Origin of the sequence: Ruegeria pomeroyi DSS-3 (assembly GCF_000011965.2) — a bacterium.
Classification (GTDB): Bacteria; Pseudomonadota; Alphaproteobacteria; order Rhodobacterales; family Rhodobacteraceae; genus Ruegeria_B; species Ruegeria_B pomeroyi.
The window spans coordinates 1-20,393 of the sequence record NC_006569.1 but is presented as its reverse complement, the minus strand read 5'-3'; the positions used below and the strand labels follow the sequence as shown (position 1 = coordinate 20,393).

Here is a 20,393-nt window from a genome sequence, read left to right as displayed (position 1 = left end):
AAAAGTTTCCGCTTTCTGATGAGAGGAGAGCGGAGCCATGGTTCCAACTGAAACCGACACCCCGATGCATACCCGCGCGACGCCGAAACAGGCCCGCGCGCGCCAGCGGGTTGCAGATATCCTGGATGCGGCATCCGCGCTCTTGGCCGAGCGGCCGCCGGGCGATCTGAACACCTCGCTGATAGCCGAGCGGGCGGGTGTGCCCGTCAGCTCAATCTATCGCTACTTTCCCACCCTTCGCGATCTGCTGGACGAGCTGTCGGCCCGCGCCGCGGGCGACCTGCGCCAACATTTCATCGAGACGATTGCCGCCACCGAAGGCGAGCCCGATCTGGTGCTGCGCATCCGGCGCACGCTGGAGGGCATCCGCGTGTTTATGGCCGAGCATCCTTATTACAGGGGCCTCTTGCTGCTGCTGGCCTCGCTGCGCGGGGTGCAGAGCGTCGAGGACGACGACAATGCCGAACTGGTGGGCTTCCTCGCCGACCGCTGGGCGCGGGGGCTGGACGGGTTCACCGGCGGCGATCCGCAGGTGGTGGCGACCACCGCCGTGCAGATCGCCCTGACGCTGGAAGACCGGATGGCGCGGCAGACCTCACCCGCGCTGGAGGCGCAGTATCACGAAGAGATGGTGCGCGCGCTGGATGCCTATCTTTCGCTCTACTTGCGTCGCGACACTGAGGAGGAGAGCTGATGCGCGCCCTTATCCTGCTCATCTCAGCGCTGGTTCTGGCGGCGCTCTGGTGGTGGCTCTCCGGCGCGGACGCGCCTGCGGAACCGGAGGCAACCGACATCGCCCGGGCCGAGACCCAGCGCCCGACCGACCCGGAGCTGGCGGCAATCTACGAACGGTCCTGCATGGCCTGTCACGCATTGGTCGAGGCGCAGGCGCCTTTGACCGGCTTTGTCCCGGCGTGGGCTGCGCGGGAAAAGGAACGTGGAGCGCATGGCCTGTTGTTATCGGCGCGGAACGGGTTCGGGAACATGCCCGCAATGGGCCTGTGTCTGGATTGTTCGGACGAGCAACTGGCGGCGCTGATCGCGTTCATGTCCGGGGAGGGGCAGCAATGACACTGACACGGCGCAAACTGCTGGGCTATGGCGCGCTGGCCGGGTTGGCGGTGCCCGCAGCGATGCAGGCCCATTGGTTGAGCCGCGATTTCACCCGGCCCGATTACAGCCCCGACATCCCCCCTGCCCCGCCGGGCCGCCAGGTCTGGCGCAACTGGTCGGGCTATCAGGTGGCCACGCCGCAGCAGATCTACGCGGCCGCCTCGGAGGAGGAGCTGGCCACCCGCATCGCCGCATGGCCGGGGCGGATTCGCCCTGTTGGCTCGGGCCATTCCTTTTCCGCGCTGGTGCCAAGCCAGGACATGATTCTGGATACCGGACGGCTGTCGGGCCTGATCTCGGTCGATGCGGCGGCGGGGATGGCGACATTCGGGGCCGGGACCCGGCTGCGTCAGGCGGCGATGCTGGCGGCAGACCACGGTCTGGGCTTTGCCAACCTGCCCGATATCGACGTGCAGACGCTGGCCGGGTCATTCAGCACCGCCACCCATGGCACCGGGCGCGGCTTGCAGGCCATGCATGGCTGTATCACAGGGTTCCGTCTGATCACCGCCGATGGCACCGCCCGCGACGTGACCCGCGACAGCAATCCCGATCTGTTCGACGCAGGCCGGGTGTCGCTGGGCACGCTGGGGGTGATCACGCGATATACGCTGAAACTGGAGCCCAGCTATGCGCTGAACCGCCGGCTGTTCATCCTGCCCACCGATGAGGCGATCACGCGCATGCACGATCTGGCCGCCGCCCATCGCAATTTCGAATTCTACGTGCTGCCCAATCTGGGCTATGCGGCGGTGATCACCCATGACCTGTACGAGGGAGAGATCGCCGGACGGGTGCCCAGCGAGGACGAGGACTGGATCGCGACGCTCAAGGACCTGCGCGATATCCTGGGCTGGTGGCCCTGGTTGCGGCGGCGCGCGTTCGGTGCCTATGTGGCGCTGGAGGTCCCCGCAGACGGGGTGCTGGAGGATACGACCGACGAATATTGGAAACTCCTCTCGACCGCTCGCGCCACCCGGATGAACGAGATGGAATACCACCTGCCCGAGGACCGCGCACAAGAGGCGGTGCGCGCGGTGGTGGCGGCGCTGGAATCGCGCAAGGAGAGCTTCTTCCCCATGGAGGTGCGGTTCACCGGACAGGACGATGCATGGCTGTCGCCCTTCAACGACGGCACGCGGGTGTCGGTCGCGGTGCACAAGCTCGCGTCAGAGCCGCTGGACATGCTGTTTGGCACGGTCGAGCCGATCATGCGCGCATATGGCGGGCGGCCGCATTGGGGCAAGCTGCATTCGCTCAATGCTCCCGATCTGGTGGCGCTTTATCCCGATTTCGACCGGTTCGCCGCACTGCGGGCGCGGCTTGATCCGGCGGGCAAGTTCCTCAACCCCCATACCGCCGCGCTGTTCGGGGCTGGAGATGTCTGAGGCGTATTTCCAGAAGTTGCAGGCCGCGTTGATCGCGGCGGGGCGACAGCTGCCGACGTTGGTGGTGGATACCGAAAGGTTGGCCGCCAACATGGCGGCGGTGCGCCGGATGACGGCGCCCAGTCTGGCGCTGCGGGTGGTCGAAAAATCGCTGCCCGCACCAGACCTGTTGCGGGTGGTGATTGCAGGGCTGGAGACCAACAGGCTGATGAGCTTTCACCTGCCCTTTGTCCAGCAGGCCGCAGCGGCGTTTCCAGAGGCCGATATCCTGCTGGGCAAGCCGATGCCGGTGGGTGCGGTGGCAGGCACGTCTCCCACGCTGGACGCACAGGTGCACTGGCTGATCGACAGCCCGGAACGACTGGCGGAATATGCCGCGCTTGCCGCCCAGTCGGACCGCGCCTTGCGCATCTGTCTGGAGGTCGATATCGGGCTGCATCGGGGCGGTTTCTCGCTGGCGCGGGCCGGGGAGTTTGCTGCCGCCCTGACCCGACTGCGCGACGATCCGAACCTGCACCTGACTGGGCTGATGGGCTACGAGCCGCATATCGCCCGCCTGCCCCGCCTGATCGCCAGCCGGGCGCGCGCGTTGGACGCGGCGCGGGCGGCCTATGCCCGGTTCCATGCGCTGACGGTTCAGACGCTCGGGGCCGGGACCGCGGCCAAACTGATCTATAACACCGGCGGCAGCACCACCTTCATGCTTTATGATGGAAGCGGGCCGGAAACAGAGCTGGCGCTGGCCTCGGCCCTGGTCAAGCCGACCGATTTCGACCTGCCCGCGCTGGAGGCACTGCAACCGGCGGCCTTTATCGCGGCACCGGTTCTGAAAACCGTGGAACGGCCCGAAATACCAATGGCGCCGGGGCTGAGCCGGGTGCTGCGCCTCATGGGCCGCTCGCCTGAGCGCGCCTGTTTCATCTATGGCGGCAACTGGCTGGCCGATCCCTGCCACCCGGCGGGCGCGCGGCGCTCCGCCTTGTTCGGGCATTCCAGCAATCAGGAAATGTATGATCTGCCTGCAAACAGCACCCTGAAACCCGGTGATTTCCTGTTTTTCCGCCCGCGCCAAAGCGAGGCGCTGTTCCTGCAATTCGGCGATATCGCCGTGTTCGACGGCACCGCGATCACCGATTGGTGGCCGGTCTGGCACGAAACACATTAGGAGGCCGCGATGCTGTTTGCCCTGATCCTGCTGACCCTGCCCGCGCTGATCATCTGGCTGGCGGCGCGAATACCCGCGCTGGACCGGATCGGCGTTGTGCCGCTGACCTTTGCCACCGGATTTGCGCTGGCGCTGAGCCTCGACCTGAGCGCCTTCACCCAGATACAGACCACTCTGCAAGAGGTAAGCGTGGCGCTGGCGCTGCCGCTGATCCTGTTTGCCGCCAACCTGCGCCGCGCCCTGACCGAGGCGCGCGGCGCCGGGCTGGCCATGGCGCTGTCGCTGGTCTCGGTCTGTGTGGCCAGCCTGCTGGGGGTGCTGCTGTTCCAGGGCCGGGTCGAGAACCTGCCGCAGGTCGCGGGCATGGCGGTGGGCGCCTATACCGGCAGCGGCGTCAACATGGGTGCGATCAAATCCGCAACCGGGGCCAGCGACGCGCTGTTTCTGACCATGGTGACCTATGACATCGTGTTTTCCATCGGTTACATGCTGGTCATCGTGCTGGTGGGCCAGCGGCTGGCGGGCTTGATCCTGCCGCCCTTCGTGCCCCATTCCCAAGGCGATCATGAGGCCAACACATCTCATATCGCCGATGACAGCGCGCGCGGATATGCGCGCCTGATCCAGCGTTCCGGGCTGGCAGGGTCTGCGCTTGCCTTTGGCGCGGCGGGTCTGTGTGTCGGTGTGGCGGTAGCACTCTCCGGCCTGCTGCCCGAGACGTGGTCGGGCACCGCAACCATCCTTCTGATCACCACATTCGGCCTGCTGGGCGCCTTTGTTCCCCGGTTGCATGCCAGTACGACCAGCTTCCACCTTGGCATGTATCTGATCCTGATCTTCTGCCTCAGCTCGGCCACCCTGCTGGATCTGTCGGTGCTGAGCGGGATGAACTGGGCCCTTGGCGGCTATTTCGCCTTTATCCTGCTGGGGGCCATGGCGCTGCACGCGTTGCTTTGCCGCCTGTTCGGGATCGACCGCGACACCTATCTGGTGGCCTCGGGCGCGGCGATCATGTCGGTGCCCTTCATCCCGGTGATCTGCGGTGCGCTGCGCAACCGGGCGCTGCTGGTGCCCGGCATCGCGATTGCGATCCTGGGCTATGCGGTGGGCAACTATCTGGGCGTTGTTGTGGCAAGCCTGGCGGCAGGGATGTAAGGCCAACGCCTAAAATTGCCAATCATTCGAACATCTGAACGATCTGCAATTCTTTCGGGATCATCTGCCATAACAGGTTCACGTTGCGGCCTCTATCTGTTGGTCACCGGGCCGATCCGCCCGGTTGAAACCACACTGGAAGGATCTCAACATGAAGACTTTCGCACTCACTGCCCTGATTGCTGCGCTGCCGATGCTGGCCGCCCCCGCCTTTGCCGCGGACGAGGTCAACGTCTCGAATGGCATTTCGGCAGGCGGCGCGCCGCTGGCCGCACATGGCGTCGATCTGGTGACCCTGGTGCGCGACGGCAACCCGGTCGAGGGCTTTGCCAATTACTCGGCAACCATCGACGGGGCGTCCTACTATTTCACCTCCGAAGAGAACCTCAAGGAATTCCAGGCCGAGCCGGCGCGTTATCTGCCCCAGCACGGCGGCTTCTGCTCTTATGGCGTGGCCGTGGGCAAGAAGTTCGACGGCGACCCGGACAAATACGTCCTGGCGGATGGCAAACTGTTCCTGTTCCTGAACGCCGCCACCCGCGACAAGTTCCTTGAGGACGTGGCAGGCACCACCGCCACCGCCGATGGCAACTGGGCCAAGATCAAGCATGTCGCGGTGGGCGACCTCTGATCCCGGCCCCAGGGGCGCGCTTCCCGGCGCCCCGACACGCCCGCGAAGGAATTAGCCCTTCGCGGGCATCTTCCGTTCGATCTCGGCAATCGCGGCGGCCAGCGCAGTTGGAATGTCCATCGTGCTGGTATCCAGCAGCACAGCATCCTCGGCCGGTTTCATCGGCGCGGTGGCACGGTCGGCATCGCGCGCATCCCGTTCGCGCACATCGGCCAGAACCGCCGCGCGCGTGGTGTCCTGGCCCTTGGCCGTCAGTTCCAGATAGCGGCGTTCGGCGCGCACCTCGGCGCTGGCGGTGACGAAGAGCTTCACCTCGGCCTCGGGGCAGATCACGGTGCCGATATCGCGCCCGTCCAGCACAGCACCCCCGGCCCGGCGGGCAAAGGCGCGCTGGAAATCGACCAGCGCCGCGCGCACCTCAGCGATCACCGCCACCTTGCTGGCGGCCTGCGCTACCTGGGCCGTGCGCAGGTCATCACGCTCCAGATCCTCGGTGCGCAAGTCTCGGGCAGCCGTTTCGGCCGCCTCGCCCTCCAGAGTGCGGCGTCCCACCGCGCGATAGAGCAGCCCGGTATCCAGATGGGCGAAACCGAAATGCGCCGCAACAGCTTTGGAAATCGTCCCCTTGCCAGCGGCGGCGGGCCCGTCGATTGCAACCGTAAACGTCATGCCCGCTCCAGCTTGGCGCCCAGACCGCCCATCAGCGGTTCGAAGATCGGGAAAGAGGTGGCGATCGGGCTGCCATCGTTGACCGAAACCGGCGCCTGAGCCCCCATGCCCATCACCATGAAGGACATGGCAATGCGGTGATCCAGAAAGCTCTCGCAGGTGCCGCCGCCCGGCACCTTGCCGATACCCAGACCATGTACCGCCCACCAGTCATCGCCCTCTTCGACGGTCACGCCATTGGCGCGCAACCCGCGCGCCATCGCGTCGATCCGGTCGCTTTCCTTGACGCGCAGCTCCTTGACGCCACCCATCATGGTCACGCCTTGCGCGTTGGCGGCAACCACCGACAGCACCGGGTATTCGTCGATCATGCTGGCCGCGCGCTCGGGCGGCACGGTGATCCCCTTCATGTCGGGCGAATAACGCGCGCGCAGGTCGGCCACCGGCTCGCCCCCCTCGGTGCGCTCGTTCTCATAGGTCAGGTCGGCACCCATCTCGCGCAGCGTGGTGAAGAGGCCCGCCCGCGTCGGGTTCAGCCCGATGCCGGGAACCAGCACATCCGAGCCGGGGGTGATCAGCGCGGCGCAGACCGGGAAGGCGGCGCTCGACGGGTCGCGCGGCACGGCGATGACCTGCGGTTTCAGCTCGGGCCGCCCGGTCAGGGTGATGACGCGGCCTTCATCGGTATCCTCGACCGTGACCTCGGCGCCAAAACCCGCCAACATCCGCTCGGAATGGTCGCGGGTGGCCTCTTTTTCGATCACCACGGTCTGGCCGGGTGCGTTCAGGCCCGCAAGCAACACCGCCGATTTCACCTGGGCCGAGGGCACCGGCACCTCGTAACGCACCGGCACCGGATCGGCGGCGCCCACGATTGTCATCGGCAGCCGGCCGCCTTCGCGACCCACCGCCTGCGCGCCAAACAGCGCCAGCGGATCGGTGACCCGCGCCATCGGGCGCTTGTTCAGGCTGGCATCGCCGGTAAAGGTCGCGCTGATGGGCGATGTGGCCATCGCCCCCATGATCAGCCGCACACCGGTGCCCGAGTTACCGCAGTCGATCACCTGCTCAGGCTCGGCAAAGCCGCCCACGCCGACACCGTGCACCGACCATGATCCATCGGCATGCCGGGTCACTTCGGCGCCAAAGGCGCGCATCGCCTTGGCGGTGTCCAGCACATCCTCGCCCTCCAAGAGGCCGGTGATGCGCGTCTCGCCCACCGCCATCGCGCCCAGGATCAGGGCCCGGTGCGAGATCGACTTGTCGCCCGGCACCTCGGCCACACCGCTCAGCGGGCCACAGGGATGCGAGGTCATCGGGATGGGGGTGCCGTGTCCGGACATGCGCGCTCCTTTGGAAAACTCCCCCTGCGATTACCCAATTGCCCAGTCAGGGTCCAGCGGGAACAGGCACGCAGACCATCCGCTTCTTTCTGGTTCGAAATACTCCGGGGGACGCGCCGCAGGCGTGGGGGGCAGCGCCCCCTGGCTCACCCCTCCAGCCGGCGGAAGGTCAGATAATGTGGCACCCGCCCCTCGCGCAGCGCCTTCTGCTCATACCGGGTCGAGATCCAGTCACCCCAGGGCTGCCGCCAGTCGGCGGGACGCTCGGCCAGCCATTCGAAACCGGCGCGCGGCACTTCCTCCAGCGTCTGGCGGACATAGTCGGGAATATCGGTCGCCACCCGAAAGATGGCGCCGGGTTTCAGCACGCGCGCCAGCGGCTCCAGATGTTCGGGCGTCACGAACCGGCGGCGGTGATGCCGTTTCTTGGGCCAGGGATCGGGATAGAGCAGGAAAGCGCGCGAAATGCTCTGTGCCGGCAGCACATCGAACAGGTCGCGCACATCGCCGGGATGCACCCGCACATTGTCTCCGCCCGCCGCCCGGATCTTGCCCAACAGCATCGCCACCCCGTTGATATAGGGTTCCGCGCCGATAATGCCGATACCGGGGTTCGAGGCCGCCTGATGCACCAGGTGCTCGCCGCCGCCAAAGCCGATCTCCAGCCAGGTCTCGCGACCGCCAAACAGCGCGTTCAGATCCAGCGGCTGGCGGGTGGGATTGTCCTGCCAGCTCACCGGGCCGGGCGCCAGCGGCGTCAGGTCCTCGTCCAGATAGGTCCGCTGGTTCGGTTTCAGGGTCTTGCCCTTGATGCGGCCATAGAAGTTGCGGCGCGGGCGGTCAGGTGTCGTCTTGCTCATGGCCGCGGGGTTACTGCGCCCGCGCGCCCGGTGCAAGGGTCTGCCTGGGGGCCTGGCCGCTCATTCAGCGTCACGCAGCCGCTCGCGCAGCACCCCGGCGCGCGTCAGCTCCAGCCGCGAGGGGTACCAGCTGTCGTCCGCGCGCACGCCCTTGGTGCGCACGGCGAATTCCGCATCCACGCCCCGGTCGATCATATAGATCAGGTCGTCATGCACCTCGGTCTGGGTATCCTCATAGACCCATGACGCAAAATCGAACGGGGTGCCCCAGCCGTCCGAGTCGCGGTTGGCGTTGTAATACTCCTCGACCGACCCGGGCGACCAGGTGGTCTGGTGAAAGCCGATCTTGGCGCCCAGCAGCATCCGCCGCCCGGCCCCGGCCAGAAAGATGCGCACGCAAGAGCTGAAACATTCGCCCGACACCAGGGTGTCGAGGTCGAAATCCAGCACGATCCGCGCCATCTCGCGCCCGGCATAAAGACTGCCGCCGGTGCTATTGAGATCAAGTACCCGGATCTCGGGGTTCTGACGCAGAAGCGCCAGCAGGCGGTCGACATGGGCCACCTCGATATCGTCGGTGCCACCCGCCTCGTCACCGCGTGTGGTGTCATAGACCAGGGTCTCGCCATCGACCCGAAACACCAGGTCGTCCTCTTCCGCATGCGCCATCAGCGCAGAGCCAAGCGTCAGCGCGGCGATAAGCGTATAGCGTGCAAACTGGCGCATATGCGGTCTCCGTCTTCCTTGCCAAAGGTGAAAAACCACGCCGTGCGGGTCAAGCGCAAACACCCCGGGTCAACGAAAAAGGGCGACCACCTGGCCGCCCTGTCGTCGATCACGTTGCGCCGGGCACAAGACGATGCCGCATCCGGGCGTTTCACTGCCGGTCAATTTCGACCAGAAATGCCGCGACCTGCCGCCGCGATGTCAGAATGCGAACGCGACGTCGGTCGCGCCAGTCGTCGACGAAGCCAAGTGCGCGCAAACGTCCCTCGCGGTCATAGGTCCAGCAGAACTTAAGAAAGGCACGGTTAAACCGCTCGGGACAGTTCGGCCCCATATCCGGCCGGGTGCGCCCGTAGTAGCGCAGCGACCGCCACAGAATCCGCCACATGCGCAGAACGCGGGGCATATCGAGGAACACGATCAGATCGGCACGCTCCGCCCGGTACGCCATCGACGCGAAATGGTTGCCCTCAAACACCCATTGCGAACCGTCGGCGACCTCCTTGGCCATTCGCATTGCTTCGGCCTTGTCGCGCTCGACCCAATCGCCCAGCCAATAGATCGGATCCATATGCACCACCGGAAGTCCCAGCCGCGCGCCAAGCTTGCGGCCAAGCGTGGACTTGCCCGATCCCGGCCCGCCGATCACCATGATCCTCTGCATCACTCGCCCTCACCAATGCGGAACGGGCGGCCTTTAAGCCGCCCGTTCAGCTTAATCAATGAAACCGGTTCAGACCGCCTTTTTCAGCGCCTCGGCCAGATCGGTGCGCTCCCAGCTGAAGCCGCCATCGGCCTCGGGCTCGCGGCCGAAATGGCCATAAGCGGCGGTGCGCTCGTAAATCGGCTTGTTCAGGCCCAGATGGGTGCGGATGCCGCGCGGGGTCAGATCCATCACCGTGTCGATGGCCTTCTCGATCGCCGCCGGGGCGATGTCGCCGGTGCCATGGGTATCGGCATAGATCGACAGCGGTTTGGACACGCCGATGGCATAGCTCAGCTGGATGGTGCATTTGTCGGCCAGACCGGCAGCGACCACGTTCTTGGCCAGGTAGCGCGCGGCATAGGCGGCCGAGCGGTCCACCTTGGTCGGATCCTTGCCCGAGAAGGCACCACCGCCATGGGGCGCGGCACCGCCATAGGTGTCGACGATGATCTTGCGCCCGGTCAGACCGGCGTCGCCATCGGGGCCGCCGATCACGAACTTGCCGGTCGGATTGACATGCCAGACAGTGTCGGCACTCAGCCAGCCCTCGGGAAGGACCTCGCGGATATAGGGTTCGACGATGGCGCGGATATCGGCGCTGGTCAGATCGGGGTCCAGATGCTGGGTCGACAGCACCAGCGACGAGACGCCGACCGGCATGCCGTCACGATAGATCACCGACAGCTGCGATTTCGCGTCCGGCCCCAGCGCCGGTTCGGTGCCGTTCTTGCGCACTTCGGCCAGGCGGCGCAGGATGGCATGGCTGTACTGGATCGGCGCCGGCATCAATGCCGGTGTTTCGGTGGTGGCATAGCCGAACATGATGCCCTGATCGCCGGCCCCCTCGTCCTTGCCCTCGGCGGCATTGACGCCCTGGGCGATATGGGCCGATTGTTCGTGCAGCAGGTTGGTTATCTCCACCGTCTCGTGGTGGAACTTGTCCTGCTCGTAGCCGATATCCTTGATACAGTCCCGGGCGATCTGGTCGATCCGGCCCATGTATTCGCGCAGCTTGGCCTGATCGGACAGGCCCACCTCGCCGCCGATCACGACGCGATTGGTGGTGGCAAAGGTTTCGCAGGCAACACGCGCCTCGGGCTCCTCGGTCAGAAAGGCGTCGAGAACAGCATCGGAAATGCGGTCGCACACCTTGTCCGGGTGCCCTTCGGAAACGGATTCCGAAGTGAAGATATAGTTCTGTCGGGACATGAAAAGTGCTCCATTGAAGGTTTCCCTCGCCACGCCAGGAAGCCGTTGTGGCAGGTCCAAGCCGGGATACGCGGGGCCATTGGCAAGGTCAATCGCTATTTGGCAACAGGTTGCGACCCTGTATCCGCGCTGCCGCAGCCAATAGAACCAGCAGGGTCACCAGCAGCGGCAGATCCCCAGTGCGGCCATAAACGGTTGGCGCCAGCGCAGGCGGCAGGTCCACATCCAGATAGCCCTCGCGCCCCAAGGCCAAGGCGGCCGTGATGCGACCCTGGGGGTCGATCATCGCCGAGACACCGGTATTGGCCACCCGCACCATCGGCAGCCCCTGCTCGATCGCCCGCATCCGCGCCTGAGCAAGATGCTGATAGGGGCCGGCCCAGGTACCGAACCACGCGTCATTGGTCGCCTGCACCAGCAGTCGGGGACGTTCGGCGGTACCGCGCGCGTCGCGGGGGAACACCGCCTCGTAACAGATCAACGGCAGCGCCGCACCGATCCCCGGGATCGCCAGCGTAACCGGGCCCGGCCCCGCGCTGAAGCCACGCCCGCTGCGGGTGGCAAACCCCGAGATGCCGAATTGTTCCAGCAGATCGCCAAGCGGGACATATTCCCCGAAAGGGACAAGGTGGTGCTTGTCGTAAGTGGCCTCGATCCGCCCGCCCGCCCCGATCAGCGCAAGTGCGTTATAGATACGCGGGCCTTCGGCCCGGTTGGCCCCGAGCAGTACCGGGGTGCCGCGCGCAGCGGCGGCGATCCGTTCCAGCACCGGGCCGGCGTCATCCAGCCAGTAGGGCAGTGCCGATTCCGGCCAGACCACCAGATCGGGCGCTGTGCCCGCGGCGGTAAAGCGGATCTGGCGCTCCAGAAAGAGCGGGTACCAATCGGGATCCCATTTCTGGTGCTGCGGCGCGTTGGGCTGCACCAGACGCACCACCTTGCCAGAGCCTTCGAGCGGAACGCGCGCGCCATCCACGGCCAGTATCGCCAGCCCCAACGCCAGCGCGGGAACGCAGCGCAACAGCAACGCCCGCCCGCCCAGACCGCGCGCCAGCGCAACACCGGGCGGCAACACCGCCGCCAGTGTCGCCAGCGCCAGCCCATGCGGGCCGGTCCAGGCCAGCAGCAGCGCGGCATCGGTCTCGACCCAGATCTGCGCCAGACCGGCCCAGGGAAATCCGGTAAAGACATAGCCGCGCGCCATCTCGGCGAGGCTCAACGTCAGCACCAGCAGCATCACCCGGCGTTCCGGCCCCCGCGCGGGCGCCGCCGCCAGCGCAAATGCGGCAGCCCAGAACAGGGCCAGCCCGCCCGCCATCAGCACCAGCGCAAACGGCGCCATCCAGCCATGACGCGCCACATCCACCAGAAACGGTTCAACAATCCAGGCCAGTGCGTGTCCGAAATAGCCGGTGGCAAAGGCCCATCCCGTCCAGGCCGCCTGACGCCATCCCGGCGACGCCAGAAACAGCGCGGGCAGCGCCAGCAAGGCGCCGATCGTGGCCAGCCACAGCGACATCGGTGCGAGCCCCAGCGCCGCCACGGCCCCCAGACCCAGCGCCAGCATCATGCGCTGCCACAGATACCAACCGGCAAGTAAACTCATTCGGCGGCGTCGGGGATCATCACCCGCAAGCGCTTGATCCTGCGCGGATCGGCATCAATCACTTCGAATTCGACCCCGTCGGGATGCGGCACCACCTCGCCCCGCGCCGGCACCCGGCCCGACAGCATGAAGACCAGCCCACCCAGCGTGTCGATCTCTTCCTCGTCGACATCCTCGTGATTGGTCAGCGAGCGCCCGATCTCGGTCTCGAACTCGTCAAGCGGCGTGCGCGCCTGCGCGATATAGCAGCCGGGCCGTTCCTTGACCCAGGTCTGCGCCTCGTCGGTATCGTGCTCGTCCTCGATCTCGCCGACCACCTGTTCGATCAGGTCCTCGATAGTGAGCAGCCCGTCGACGCCGCCATATTCGTCGATCACCAGCGCCATATGGCGGCGCTCGGTCTGCATCTTGGCCAGAAGAACGCCGATCGGCATCGACGGCGGCACAAACAGCAGCGGGCGCAGCATCGAGCGCAGGTCGAACTGTGTCGAGTTGCCGTTGAACCCGTGGGTCAGCGCGAAATCCTTGAGATGCACGAAGCCCAGCGGCGTATCGAGCGTGTTTTCATAGACAGGAATCCGGGTCATGCCGCTGTCTCGAAACACATGTACCAGCTCTTCCTTGGAGACGGTCAGCGGCACCGACACGATCTCGGCGGTCGGGATCGCCACATCCTCGACCCGCATCCGGCGCAGGTTGAGGATGCCCGGCACCGGAACAGGTGCGGCCGAGGCCCCGCCAAGGGTTGGTTCCTGCTGGCTTTCACCGGATGAAAATGCATCCATGATACGGGTGAAAAACCCTGTCTTGTCTGCGTTCGTTTCGCCGGTTTCCTCCGGCTGCGCGCTCTGCGCTGCGCTAGAACTGCCTTCTATGTCGCCCATCAATCCTGTTCCAAAACGAGGCCCTGCGGCCCCTCACTCCATAGTATATGGGTCATCAATACCGAGATTGCCAAGTATGCGGGTTTCCAAACCCTCCATCAGCGTGGCGTCTTCGTCACGGATGTGATCGTAGCCCAGCAGATGTAACAGACCATGAACGATCAGATGCGTCACGTGGTCGGCGATGGGTTTGCCGGCGGCATCGGCCTCGCGCTGGCAGGTGTCAAAGGCAATGGCAATGTCGCCCAGCGGGACGGCGCCGGTGAAATCGGGTTCGGGCGCAAGCGGCGTGCCACCCGGCGTTTCGGCGGCCAGATCCTCGGCCGGCCAGCTCAACACATTGGTCGGAGAGGGTTTTTCACGGAACTCGGCGTTCAGCGCGGTAATGCGGGCATCGTCGCATCCCAGCAGGCTGATTTCGCAAAGCTCCGGGTCCAGCCCCATCTGCGCCAGCGTTGCCGAGATCGCCCTGTCCGCCAGCGGCGGCAGGATGGTCCAGCGCGGGTCCTCGAGTGTCAGATCCAGCGTCATCGTGCCGCGCCCCGTGCCGCCACCACGCCCAGCAGCGCGACGGGCAGAAACAGCCAACCCTGCGGCAACAGGCCATAGCTCATGCCGATCGCGGGAACCAGGACGATGCCCAGCAACGCAAGCATCGCCGCCTGTGCCGATGCGGCCCAAAGCAGCGCCGCGTTGCGCGCGCGAGTCCCCCAGGCCAGCATCGCCGACATCACCAGCAACAGCCCGGTCATGAACTGCCAGACCAGCCAGCCGGTCCCGCGGGCAACCTCTGGCAGGGCAGAGTGCAGCAGCGGGGTTGCTGTTTCGGCGCCGCCGACAAATGCATGCACCAATGCCCAGACCAGCGTCAGCACCGCCGCTACAAACCCCGCAATTCTGATCACTCGCCCGCTCCGTTCAGCCCGTGTCGGCCTCATAAGCCTCGATGATCGCGGCCACAAGCGGATGACGCACCACATCCTTGGAGGTGAAGTAGTTGAAGCTGATGCCCGGCACCGGTTTCAACAGCCGTTCGGCATCGGACAAGCCCGAGGTCACCCCGCGCGGCAAGTCGACCTGGCTGCGGTCGCCGGTGATCACCATGCGGCTGCCCTCGCCCAGACGGGTCAGGAACATCTTCATCTGCATGGTGGTGGCGTTCTGCGCCTCGTCCAGCACCACAAAGGCATTGGCCAGCGTGCGCCCGCGCATGAAGGCCAGCGGCGCGATCTCGATCTTCTTTTCCTCGATCAGCTTGGCGACCTGCTTGCCCGGCAGGAAATCGTTCAGCGCGTCATAGAGCGGCTGCATATAGGGGTCGACCTTGTCCTTCATGTCGCCCGGCAGATAGCCCAGCTTTTCCCCCGCCTCGACCGCGGGCCGGCTGAGGACAATGCGGTCGACCAGCCCGTTGATGAACATGGACACGCCCACCGCCACCGCCAGATAGGTCTTGCCGGTGCCCGCCGGACCGATGCCAAAGGCCAGTTCGTTCTCGAACAGCGATTTGACATAGGCCTTTTGCGCGTCAGTGCGCGGCTCGACCGGCTTCTTGCGGGTCTTGATCTCGATCCGGCCGCCCAGGAACATCTCCAGCTGGTCCTCCGCCGGCGTGTCCTTGGCCTCTTCGCCCCGACCCATGCGCAATTCGCGGTCCACATCGGCGCCTTCGACCGGGCGGCCCGATTGCAGCCGCTCGTACAGCGCCTCCAGCACCTCGGCGGCGCGGTCACGCGCGCCGTCCTCGCCCAGCACCGACAGCAGATTGCCGCGCCGCACGATCTGCACCCCCAGCACCTGTTCGATCAGCACCAGGTGGCGGTCATGCTCGCCGCATAAATCTATCAACAGCCGGTTGTCGGGGAATTCCAGTTGCAGCTCCGCGGGGGTGCTGCTGTCTTGCGGTGGTGTGAGGGCGCTGATGGCCATCCGCTCTCCTGTTATCGCAGTCCTGAGACAAGCGTAGCCAAGATATTGCGGTCGGTGCAAGCGGGACCGCAAAATTTTCACCTGTTTGAAACAAAAAAGGCCGCCCCAAGGGGCGGCCCTGATGCCATGTCGGGCGCTTAGATTGCGTCGACGATGTTCGAACCTTTCTTGAACGGGCCGGTGGCCACGCCCTTGGGCAGCGAGTCGTCGCAGACCGGCTTGCCGTTGCGGTCCATCCGCTGCGACAGATAGCCTTCGAGACCGTCGTCGATGATCCAGTGCTGGCAGCCGGTCGGATCGACCCAGATACCCGCCTTGAGCTGCGACAGGTCCTTGGCGTCGATGCCACGGTCACGGGTCTTGTCGGTGGCCTCGCAGGCGGCAAGCCCGCCCAGAGCCGCGAGAAGGGCGATTCCCTTGATCAGTTTCATGTCGCTCTCCTCAATTCACGCAGATGATTTCGACGCGGCGGTTCTGCGCCATGTTGGCGGCGCTGGTATTGGGAACGCGCGGATCACGCTCGCCATAGCCGCGCACATCGACGATGCGGGCTCCCGTAGCACGGCCCACCCGCGCCACCGAATTGGCCCGGTTGACCGAAAGACGCAGGTTATAGGCGTCCGAGGCCCGGCTGTCGGTATGTCCGGTGATGATATAGCCGTTGGCGCCGGTCTCCTGGAAGAACTGGCGCAGCCGCGCCTGCCCCTCGGACGAGATACGGTAGCTGTCGGTTGCAAAGAACTGGTCCGCGGGCATCGTGCCGCACAGCGCACCCCGGCGGCAGACCGGGGTTCCGTCGCGGCGGACATGGGGGGTCATGAAACCCTCGGCGCCGTCATCCATAACCCAATGTTCACATCCATCCGGATCGACCCAGATGGTCGGAACATAGCGTTCCCCGATCACGGTCCGGGTGGATTGAGCGGTGGCCGGAGCTGTCGTGAGCCCGGTCAGCGCAAGGACGGTTGCAAGCGCGGCAGCCACGCTCTTGAATTTCAAATCAGTCACCGAAAATCCCTCACCTGAGTTCCCCCACTGTCGGCGATCGGCGGATCAGCGCCGGCCACCAGACGCGAAACTACTGCAAGCTTAGGAAAATTCGACATTTTTGTGAAGCGAAATCCACCATATATTGTGGTGAATTTGTCGACACTCACCAGTGATTACCGGGAATTGTCACGAATCGGTGGCCCTCACCCGGAATTTGCCGACGCTGCCCGCACCGATTCTCGCGCTTGCGCTTGCCCCACCCTGCCTCCCGACAAAGGGATTGCAGAACCATTGGAAACAGATGCGCCCAGGGATCGGAATTACACCCGTTTTGGTTGACAATCGAAGGCGATCACCCCCCTTCGGAGGCGGCTTCCGCGACTCTCCCGGATCGGCTAGCATCATCCCGTCGGCCCCTCTCCGGGACCGGTGCACCGTCATCGGCTGTGTGGCGGTGGTACATATTTCTTGTCAGACGTGGGGGTATTGACATGAAAGCCTATCTGCGCGCCGGGGCTGTCCTGGCGCTAACCGCTGTCGTGGCGACGTCACCCGAGGCGCAACAGCGCCCGACCAAACCGGGGTCGGATGTCCATAACATCACCATCAGCTGCTTTCGCGGACCGACCAGCAGTGTGATCTGGGATCGGCCCAACGCCGTGTTTGTCGAGGATCTGGTGCGGATGGGGTATACCTATCCCGAGGCGCATGCCATCGGCGAGCGCATCTGCCGTGACGAATGGGGCGTGGGTCAGCACGATTACATGCGCTCGTCTCTGCTCCAGATCGTCGCCAAGACGCCGCCGTCGCACTGATCCGATATCGGCTCAGGCCAGCTCGCCAGCCAGCGAGTTGGCCCCCGAGGCGACAATCCGCACCCGGGCGATCTGCCCGGCCTCAAGCCCGGGATCCTGCACGTGCACCGCGTGCAGGTATTCGCTTTTGCCGACCATCTGGCCGGGCTGGCGGCCCGGCTTTTCAAACAGCACGCTGACCTCGCGGCCAACCATGCCGTCCTGGATCTCGCGCTGGTGGCGGGTGATCACCGCCTGCAACCGTTGCAGGCGATCGTCGGCCTCGGCAGGGTCGACCTGCGCGCGCTCGGCCGCCGGGGTGCCCGGGCGGGTCGAGTATTTGAACGAATAGGCATAGCCATAGCGGACCTGCTCGACCAGATCGAGCGTGTCCTGGAAATCGGCCTCGGTCTCTTCGGGGAAGCCGACGATGAAATCGCCCGACATCACGATATCGGGGCGGGCGGCGCGGATGCGCTCGATCAACCGCAGATAGCTTTCGGCGGTATGGCTGCGGTTCATCCGTTTCAGGATCTTGTCCGACCCCGCCTGCACCGGCAGGTGCAGGTACGGCATCAGCTTGGCACAGGTGCCATGCGCCTCGATCAGGTCATCGGCCATGTCATTGGGGTGGCTGGTGGTAAAGCGGATGCGCTCCAGCCCGTCGATCTTGTCCAGCTCCCAGATCAGCCCGGCCAGCGTCATGTCGCCGTTGGGACCTGCGCCGTGATAGGCGTTGACGTTCTGACCCAGCAGAGTGATCTCGCGCACGCCGCGTTCGACCAGCTCGTTCGCCTCGCGCAGGATCCGGTCGGCGGGGCGGCTCACCTCGGCGCCCCGGGTATAGGGCACCACGCAAAAGGCGCAGAACTTGTCACACCCTTCCTGCACGGTCAGGAAGGCGGTCGGACCGCGTTTCGCCTTGGGGCGGCCTTTCAGCTTCTCGAACTTGTCTTCCTCGGGAAAATCGGTGTCCAGCGCCTTCTCCCCGGCGCGCGTCTTGGCCTCCAGCTCGGGCAGGCGGTGATAGCTTTGCGGGCCGACCACCAGATCGACCAGCGGCTGGCGGCGCATGATCTCTTCGCCCTCAGCTTGGGCGACACAGCCTGCCACGCCGATCTTCAGATCGGGTTTGGCGGCCTTCAGCCCCTTGAACCGGCCCAGTTCGGAATAGACCTTTTCCGCCGCCTTTTCCCGGATATGGCAGGTGTTAAGCAGGATCATGTCGGCGTCTTCGGCGCTCTGCGTCTCGACATAGCCCTGCCCGCCAAGCGCTTCGGCCATGCGCTCGCTGTCATAGACGTTCATCTGACAGCCATAGGTCTTGATAAACAGCTTCTTGGGGTCGGACATCGGACGGGCCTTTGCTTTCGCGGGATCAGCGGCGGCCTCTACAGGGTTCGGGCGCCGCTTGCAATGCACGCGCAATTAACCGAAATTGCCCCAGAATGCCAGACAGGCAGATAAGCAAGGCAGGCTGGACAGGCATGGAATACGCCTCATTCGATCATTTCCTCAAGACCGGCGGCGCCGCTCTGGCCAAGGGTCCGGTGGCGATGATCTTTGTCGAGGATGATGTAGAGCTGGCCACCACCATGCGCCACCACATCCAATGCGGGTTCAAATCGGTGCTGGCCCTGATGCCCGATGCCTTTACCCTGCCCCCCGATGTCGAAAGCCGGGTACATCGCATCCCGTTTGATTGCGGACCGCGCCTGGCGGTGACCAATGCCATCAACCGCATCATCGCGGCGGCACCGGGCATCTGGATGTATTACTGCTTTAACGCCGAATACCTGTTCTACCCGTTCTGCGAGACGCGCAGCATCGGCGAGATGCTGGCCTTTCACGGCGAAGAGCGGCGCGATGCCATGCTGACCTATGTGATCGACCTTTATGCCGACGATCTGGGGGCCTTTCCCATCGGCGTCTCGCTCGACCGCGCCTTTCTGGACAAGTCCGGCTATTACGCCCAGGCCCGCAAAGAACCCGAGACCGGCCATCCGCGCGAACGCCAGCTCGATTTCTTCGGCGGCGTGCGCTGGCGCTACGAGGAACATATCCCCAAGGACAGCCGCAAGATCGACCGGATCGCGCTGTTCAGATCGGCGCCCGGCCTGCATCTGCAGCCCGACCACACGTTCGACGATCAGGAATACAACACCTATGCCTGCCCCTGGCACCATAACCTGACAGCGGCAATCTGCTCCTTCCGCACGGCCAAGGCGCTGAAAAAGAACCCCGGATCGACCTTCGAGATCCAGAGCTTCCGCTGGCACAATTCGACGCCCTTCGAGTGGCATTCGCGCCAGCTGCTCGATCTGGGCCTGATGGAACCGGGACAGTGGTTCTGACCCGGCCCTGACCCTTCATTTCGCCACAAATGCCCCGGGCGAGGCGCGCCAGCGCCGAGGGCAGCGCCCCCCGCTAGCGCTTCAGCAGGACGGGGAACCAATCCTCGCGCAGGCGCTGACCCGGCACCATGTCATGCCCCGGATAGGGTGGCGAGGTGCGACCGGGACGCTCTACATAGCGCGCATCGTCGCCCAGCAGCCTCAGCGAGAAGGCCCGTCTGCGGGCCGTGGAGCGGTTGCCGCGCGCGCCGTGCAGGGTGCGGTAATCAAAGGCCACCGCATCGCCCGGCGCCATCTCGAACTCGACGATCCGCATCCCCTCGGCCTCGGGGTCGGGCACCGGCATGTATTGGCCCTCATCGGCAAAGAACCCCTCCTCTGACACCCAGCGTGTCGGCAGAACCTCCTTCTCCCAGCGATGCGACCCGGCCACACAGCGCAGCGTCGCCTCGCTCACCGCGTCGAGCGGCGACCAGAAGCTGACGGTCTGGCGCCCCTCGACAAAGTAATAGGGCCCGTCCTGGTGCCAGGGCGTCGCCATCGAGGTACCCGGTTCCTTGACCAGCACGTGGTCGTGGAACATCTGCACGGTTTTGGACTGCATCAGCTCGGCGGCCACCTCGGCGGCGGGCGAGGTCTCGATCACCTCGCGAAACTCGGGGATACGCTCCCAGTTGCAATAGTCGTCAAAGAACAGGCCCGTGTGCCCCTCCTTGCGGTTGTCCGAGGCATAGGGGCCGGGTGCCGCCATATTGGCGGCTACCCCGGCCCGCAGCGTTTCCACATGATCGGCGAACAGACCCCGGATCAGCACAACGCCATCGCGCTGAAAGGTCTCGATCATCTCGGGCGTAACAAGCGGGTGGGGCAT

General features: G+C 65.2%; 23 protein-coding genes and 1 riboswitch. Of the genes, 8 read left to right on the top strand and 15 right to left on the bottom strand.

The genetic code is table 11. The features are described from left to right. Positions 1-37 precede the first annotated feature (37 nt). From SPO_RS19890 to SPO_RS19865, 6 genes are all read left to right on the top strand, one after another. Complete coding sequence (locus SPO_RS19890; protein WP_011241807.1) at positions 38-694, top strand: TetR/AcrR family transcriptional regulator; 657 nt, start codon at positions 38-40, stop codon at positions 692-694. After that, complete coding sequence (locus tag SPO_RS19885) at positions 694-1,071, top strand: c-type cytochrome (protein WP_011241806.1); 378 nt, start codon at positions 694-696, stop codon at positions 1,069-1,071. Before SPO_RS19890 ends, SPO_RS19885 begins: the two co-directional genes overlap by 1 nt. Next, on the top strand, positions 1,068-2,501 hold the full coding sequence (locus SPO_RS19880; RefSeq protein WP_011241805.1) for a D-arabinono-1,4-lactone oxidase: 1,434 nt from the start codon (positions 1,068-1,070) through the stop codon (positions 2,499-2,501). The genes SPO_RS19885 and SPO_RS19880 overlap by 4 nt, the downstream gene beginning before the upstream one ends. After that, positions 2,494-3,666, top strand: a complete 1,173-nt coding sequence (locus SPO_RS19875) for a DSD1 family PLP-dependent enzyme (RefSeq protein ID WP_011241804.1) — start codon at positions 2,494-2,496, stop codon at positions 3,664-3,666. The genes SPO_RS19880 and SPO_RS19875 overlap by 8 nt, the downstream gene beginning before the upstream one ends. Positions 3,667-3,675: 9 nt before the next feature. Further along, entirely contained in the window at positions 3,676-4,821 is a 1,146-nt protein-coding gene (locus SPO_RS19870; protein ID WP_011241803.1) for a DUF819 family protein, read from the top strand. Between the two features lie 151 nt (positions 4,822-4,972). Continuing rightward, positions 4,973-5,452: a YHS domain-containing (seleno)protein gene (locus SPO_RS19865; protein WP_011241802.1), complete on the top strand. Its 480-nt coding sequence runs from the start codon at positions 4,973-4,975 to the stop codon at positions 5,450-5,452. A gap of 51 nt (positions 5,453-5,503) precedes the next feature. Here the strand turns inward: SPO_RS19865 and SPO_RS19860 are convergent, their stop codons facing one another. The 13 genes from SPO_RS19860 to SPO_RS19800 form a co-directional block, all read right to left on the bottom strand. Next, on the bottom strand, positions 5,504-6,121 hold the full coding sequence (locus SPO_RS19860) for a (d)CMP kinase (RefSeq protein ID WP_011241801.1): 618 nt from the start codon (positions 6,119-6,121) through the stop codon (positions 5,504-5,506). After that, positions 6,118-7,464 carry a 3-phosphoshikimate 1-carboxyvinyltransferase gene (gene aroA, locus SPO_RS19855; protein WP_011241800.1) on the bottom strand — a complete coding sequence of 449 codons (1,347 nt, stop codon included), beginning with the start codon at positions 7,462-7,464 and terminating at the stop codon, positions 6,118-6,120. Before aroA ends, SPO_RS19860 begins: the two co-directional genes overlap by 4 nt. A 146-nt stretch (positions 7,465-7,610) precedes the next feature. After that, entirely contained in the window at positions 7,611-8,324 is a 714-nt protein-coding gene (gene trmB / locus SPO_RS19850) for a tRNA (guanine(46)-N(7))-methyltransferase TrmB (RefSeq protein WP_011241799.1), read from the bottom strand. A gap of 60 nt (positions 8,325-8,384) precedes the next feature. Next, entirely contained in the window at positions 8,385-9,050 is a 666-nt protein-coding gene (locus tag SPO_RS19845; protein WP_011241798.1) for a hypothetical protein, read from the bottom strand. A gap of 151 nt (positions 9,051-9,201) precedes the next feature. Beyond that, positions 9,202-9,714 (bottom strand): DNA topology modulation kinase FlaR, encoded by a 513-nt coding sequence (locus SPO_RS19840; protein WP_011241797.1) that lies wholly within the window; start codon positions 9,712-9,714, stop codon positions 9,202-9,204. A gap of 69 nt (positions 9,715-9,783) precedes the next feature. Beyond that, positions 9,784-10,965 (bottom strand): methionine adenosyltransferase, encoded by a 1,182-nt coding sequence (gene metK, locus SPO_RS19835; protein ID WP_011241796.1) that lies wholly within the window; start codon positions 10,963-10,965, stop codon positions 9,784-9,786. A 6-nt stretch (positions 10,966-10,971) separates the two neighbouring features. Beyond that, positions 10,972-11,022: riboswitch (SAM-SAH riboswitch) on the bottom strand. 31 nt (positions 11,023-11,053) lie between these two features. Next, positions 11,054-12,571, bottom strand: coding sequence for an apolipoprotein N-acyltransferase (gene lnt, locus SPO_RS19830; protein ID WP_011241795.1), 1,518 nt, complete (start codon positions 12,569-12,571; stop codon positions 11,054-11,056). Next, on the bottom strand, positions 12,568-13,455 hold the full coding sequence (locus SPO_RS19825; RefSeq protein ID WP_011241794.1) for a hemolysin family protein: 888 nt from the start codon (positions 13,453-13,455) through the stop codon (positions 12,568-12,570). The genes lnt and SPO_RS19825 overlap by 4 nt, the downstream gene beginning before the upstream one ends. Before the next feature lie 33 nt (positions 13,456-13,488). Further along, the gene (gene ybeY / locus SPO_RS19820) at positions 13,489-13,986 is read right to left on the bottom strand and encodes an rRNA maturation RNase YbeY (RefSeq protein ID WP_011241793.1); all 498 of its coding nucleotides are present in this window, start codon (positions 13,984-13,986) and stop codon (positions 13,489-13,491) included. Then, positions 13,983-14,360 (bottom strand): hypothetical protein, encoded by a 378-nt coding sequence (locus tag SPO_RS19815; protein ID WP_011241792.1) that lies wholly within the window; start codon positions 14,358-14,360, stop codon positions 13,983-13,985. Before SPO_RS19815 ends, ybeY begins: the two co-directional genes overlap by 4 nt. 13 nt (positions 14,361-14,373) lie before the next feature. Continuing rightward, positions 14,374-15,384 carry a PhoH family protein gene (locus tag SPO_RS19810; RefSeq protein WP_011241791.1) on the bottom strand — a complete coding sequence of 337 codons (1,011 nt, stop codon included), beginning with the start codon at positions 15,382-15,384 and terminating at the stop codon, positions 14,374-14,376. Between the two features lie 137 nt (positions 15,385-15,521). Then, positions 15,522-15,815: a hypothetical protein gene (locus tag SPO_RS19805; protein ID WP_011241790.1), complete on the bottom strand. Its 294-nt coding sequence runs from the start codon at positions 15,813-15,815 to the stop codon at positions 15,522-15,524. Between the two features lie 10 nt (positions 15,816-15,825). After that, positions 15,826-16,392 (bottom strand): OmpA family protein, encoded by a 567-nt coding sequence (locus tag SPO_RS19800; protein WP_414706019.1) that lies wholly within the window; start codon positions 16,390-16,392, stop codon positions 15,826-15,828. A 473-nt stretch (positions 16,393-16,865) separates the two neighbouring features. Here SPO_RS19800 and SPO_RS22975 point away from each other — a divergent pair, with 473 nt between their 5' ends. Next, complete coding sequence (locus SPO_RS22975; RefSeq protein ID WP_044029486.1) at positions 16,866-17,189, top strand: hypothetical protein; 324 nt, start codon at positions 16,866-16,868, stop codon at positions 17,187-17,189. A gap of 12 nt (positions 17,190-17,201) precedes the next feature. On the opposite strand, the gene miaB is transcribed toward SPO_RS22975, so the two are convergent. Next, positions 17,202-18,521 (bottom strand): tRNA (N6-isopentenyl adenosine(37)-C2)-methylthiotransferase MiaB, encoded by a 1,320-nt coding sequence (gene miaB / locus SPO_RS19790; RefSeq protein ID WP_044029485.1) that lies wholly within the window; start codon positions 18,519-18,521, stop codon positions 17,202-17,204. Positions 18,522-18,655: 134 nt separating this feature from the next. Here miaB and SPO_RS19785 point away from each other — a divergent pair, with 134 nt between their 5' ends. After that, complete coding sequence (locus SPO_RS19785; RefSeq protein WP_044029484.1) at positions 18,656-19,522, top strand: hypothetical protein; 867 nt, start codon at positions 18,656-18,658, stop codon at positions 19,520-19,522. Between the two features lie 73 nt (positions 19,523-19,595). Here the strand turns inward: SPO_RS19785 and SPO_RS19780 are convergent, their stop codons facing one another. Further along, complete coding sequence (locus SPO_RS19780; protein ID WP_011241785.1) at positions 19,596-20,393, bottom strand: phytanoyl-CoA dioxygenase family protein; 798 nt, start codon at positions 20,391-20,393, stop codon at positions 19,596-19,598.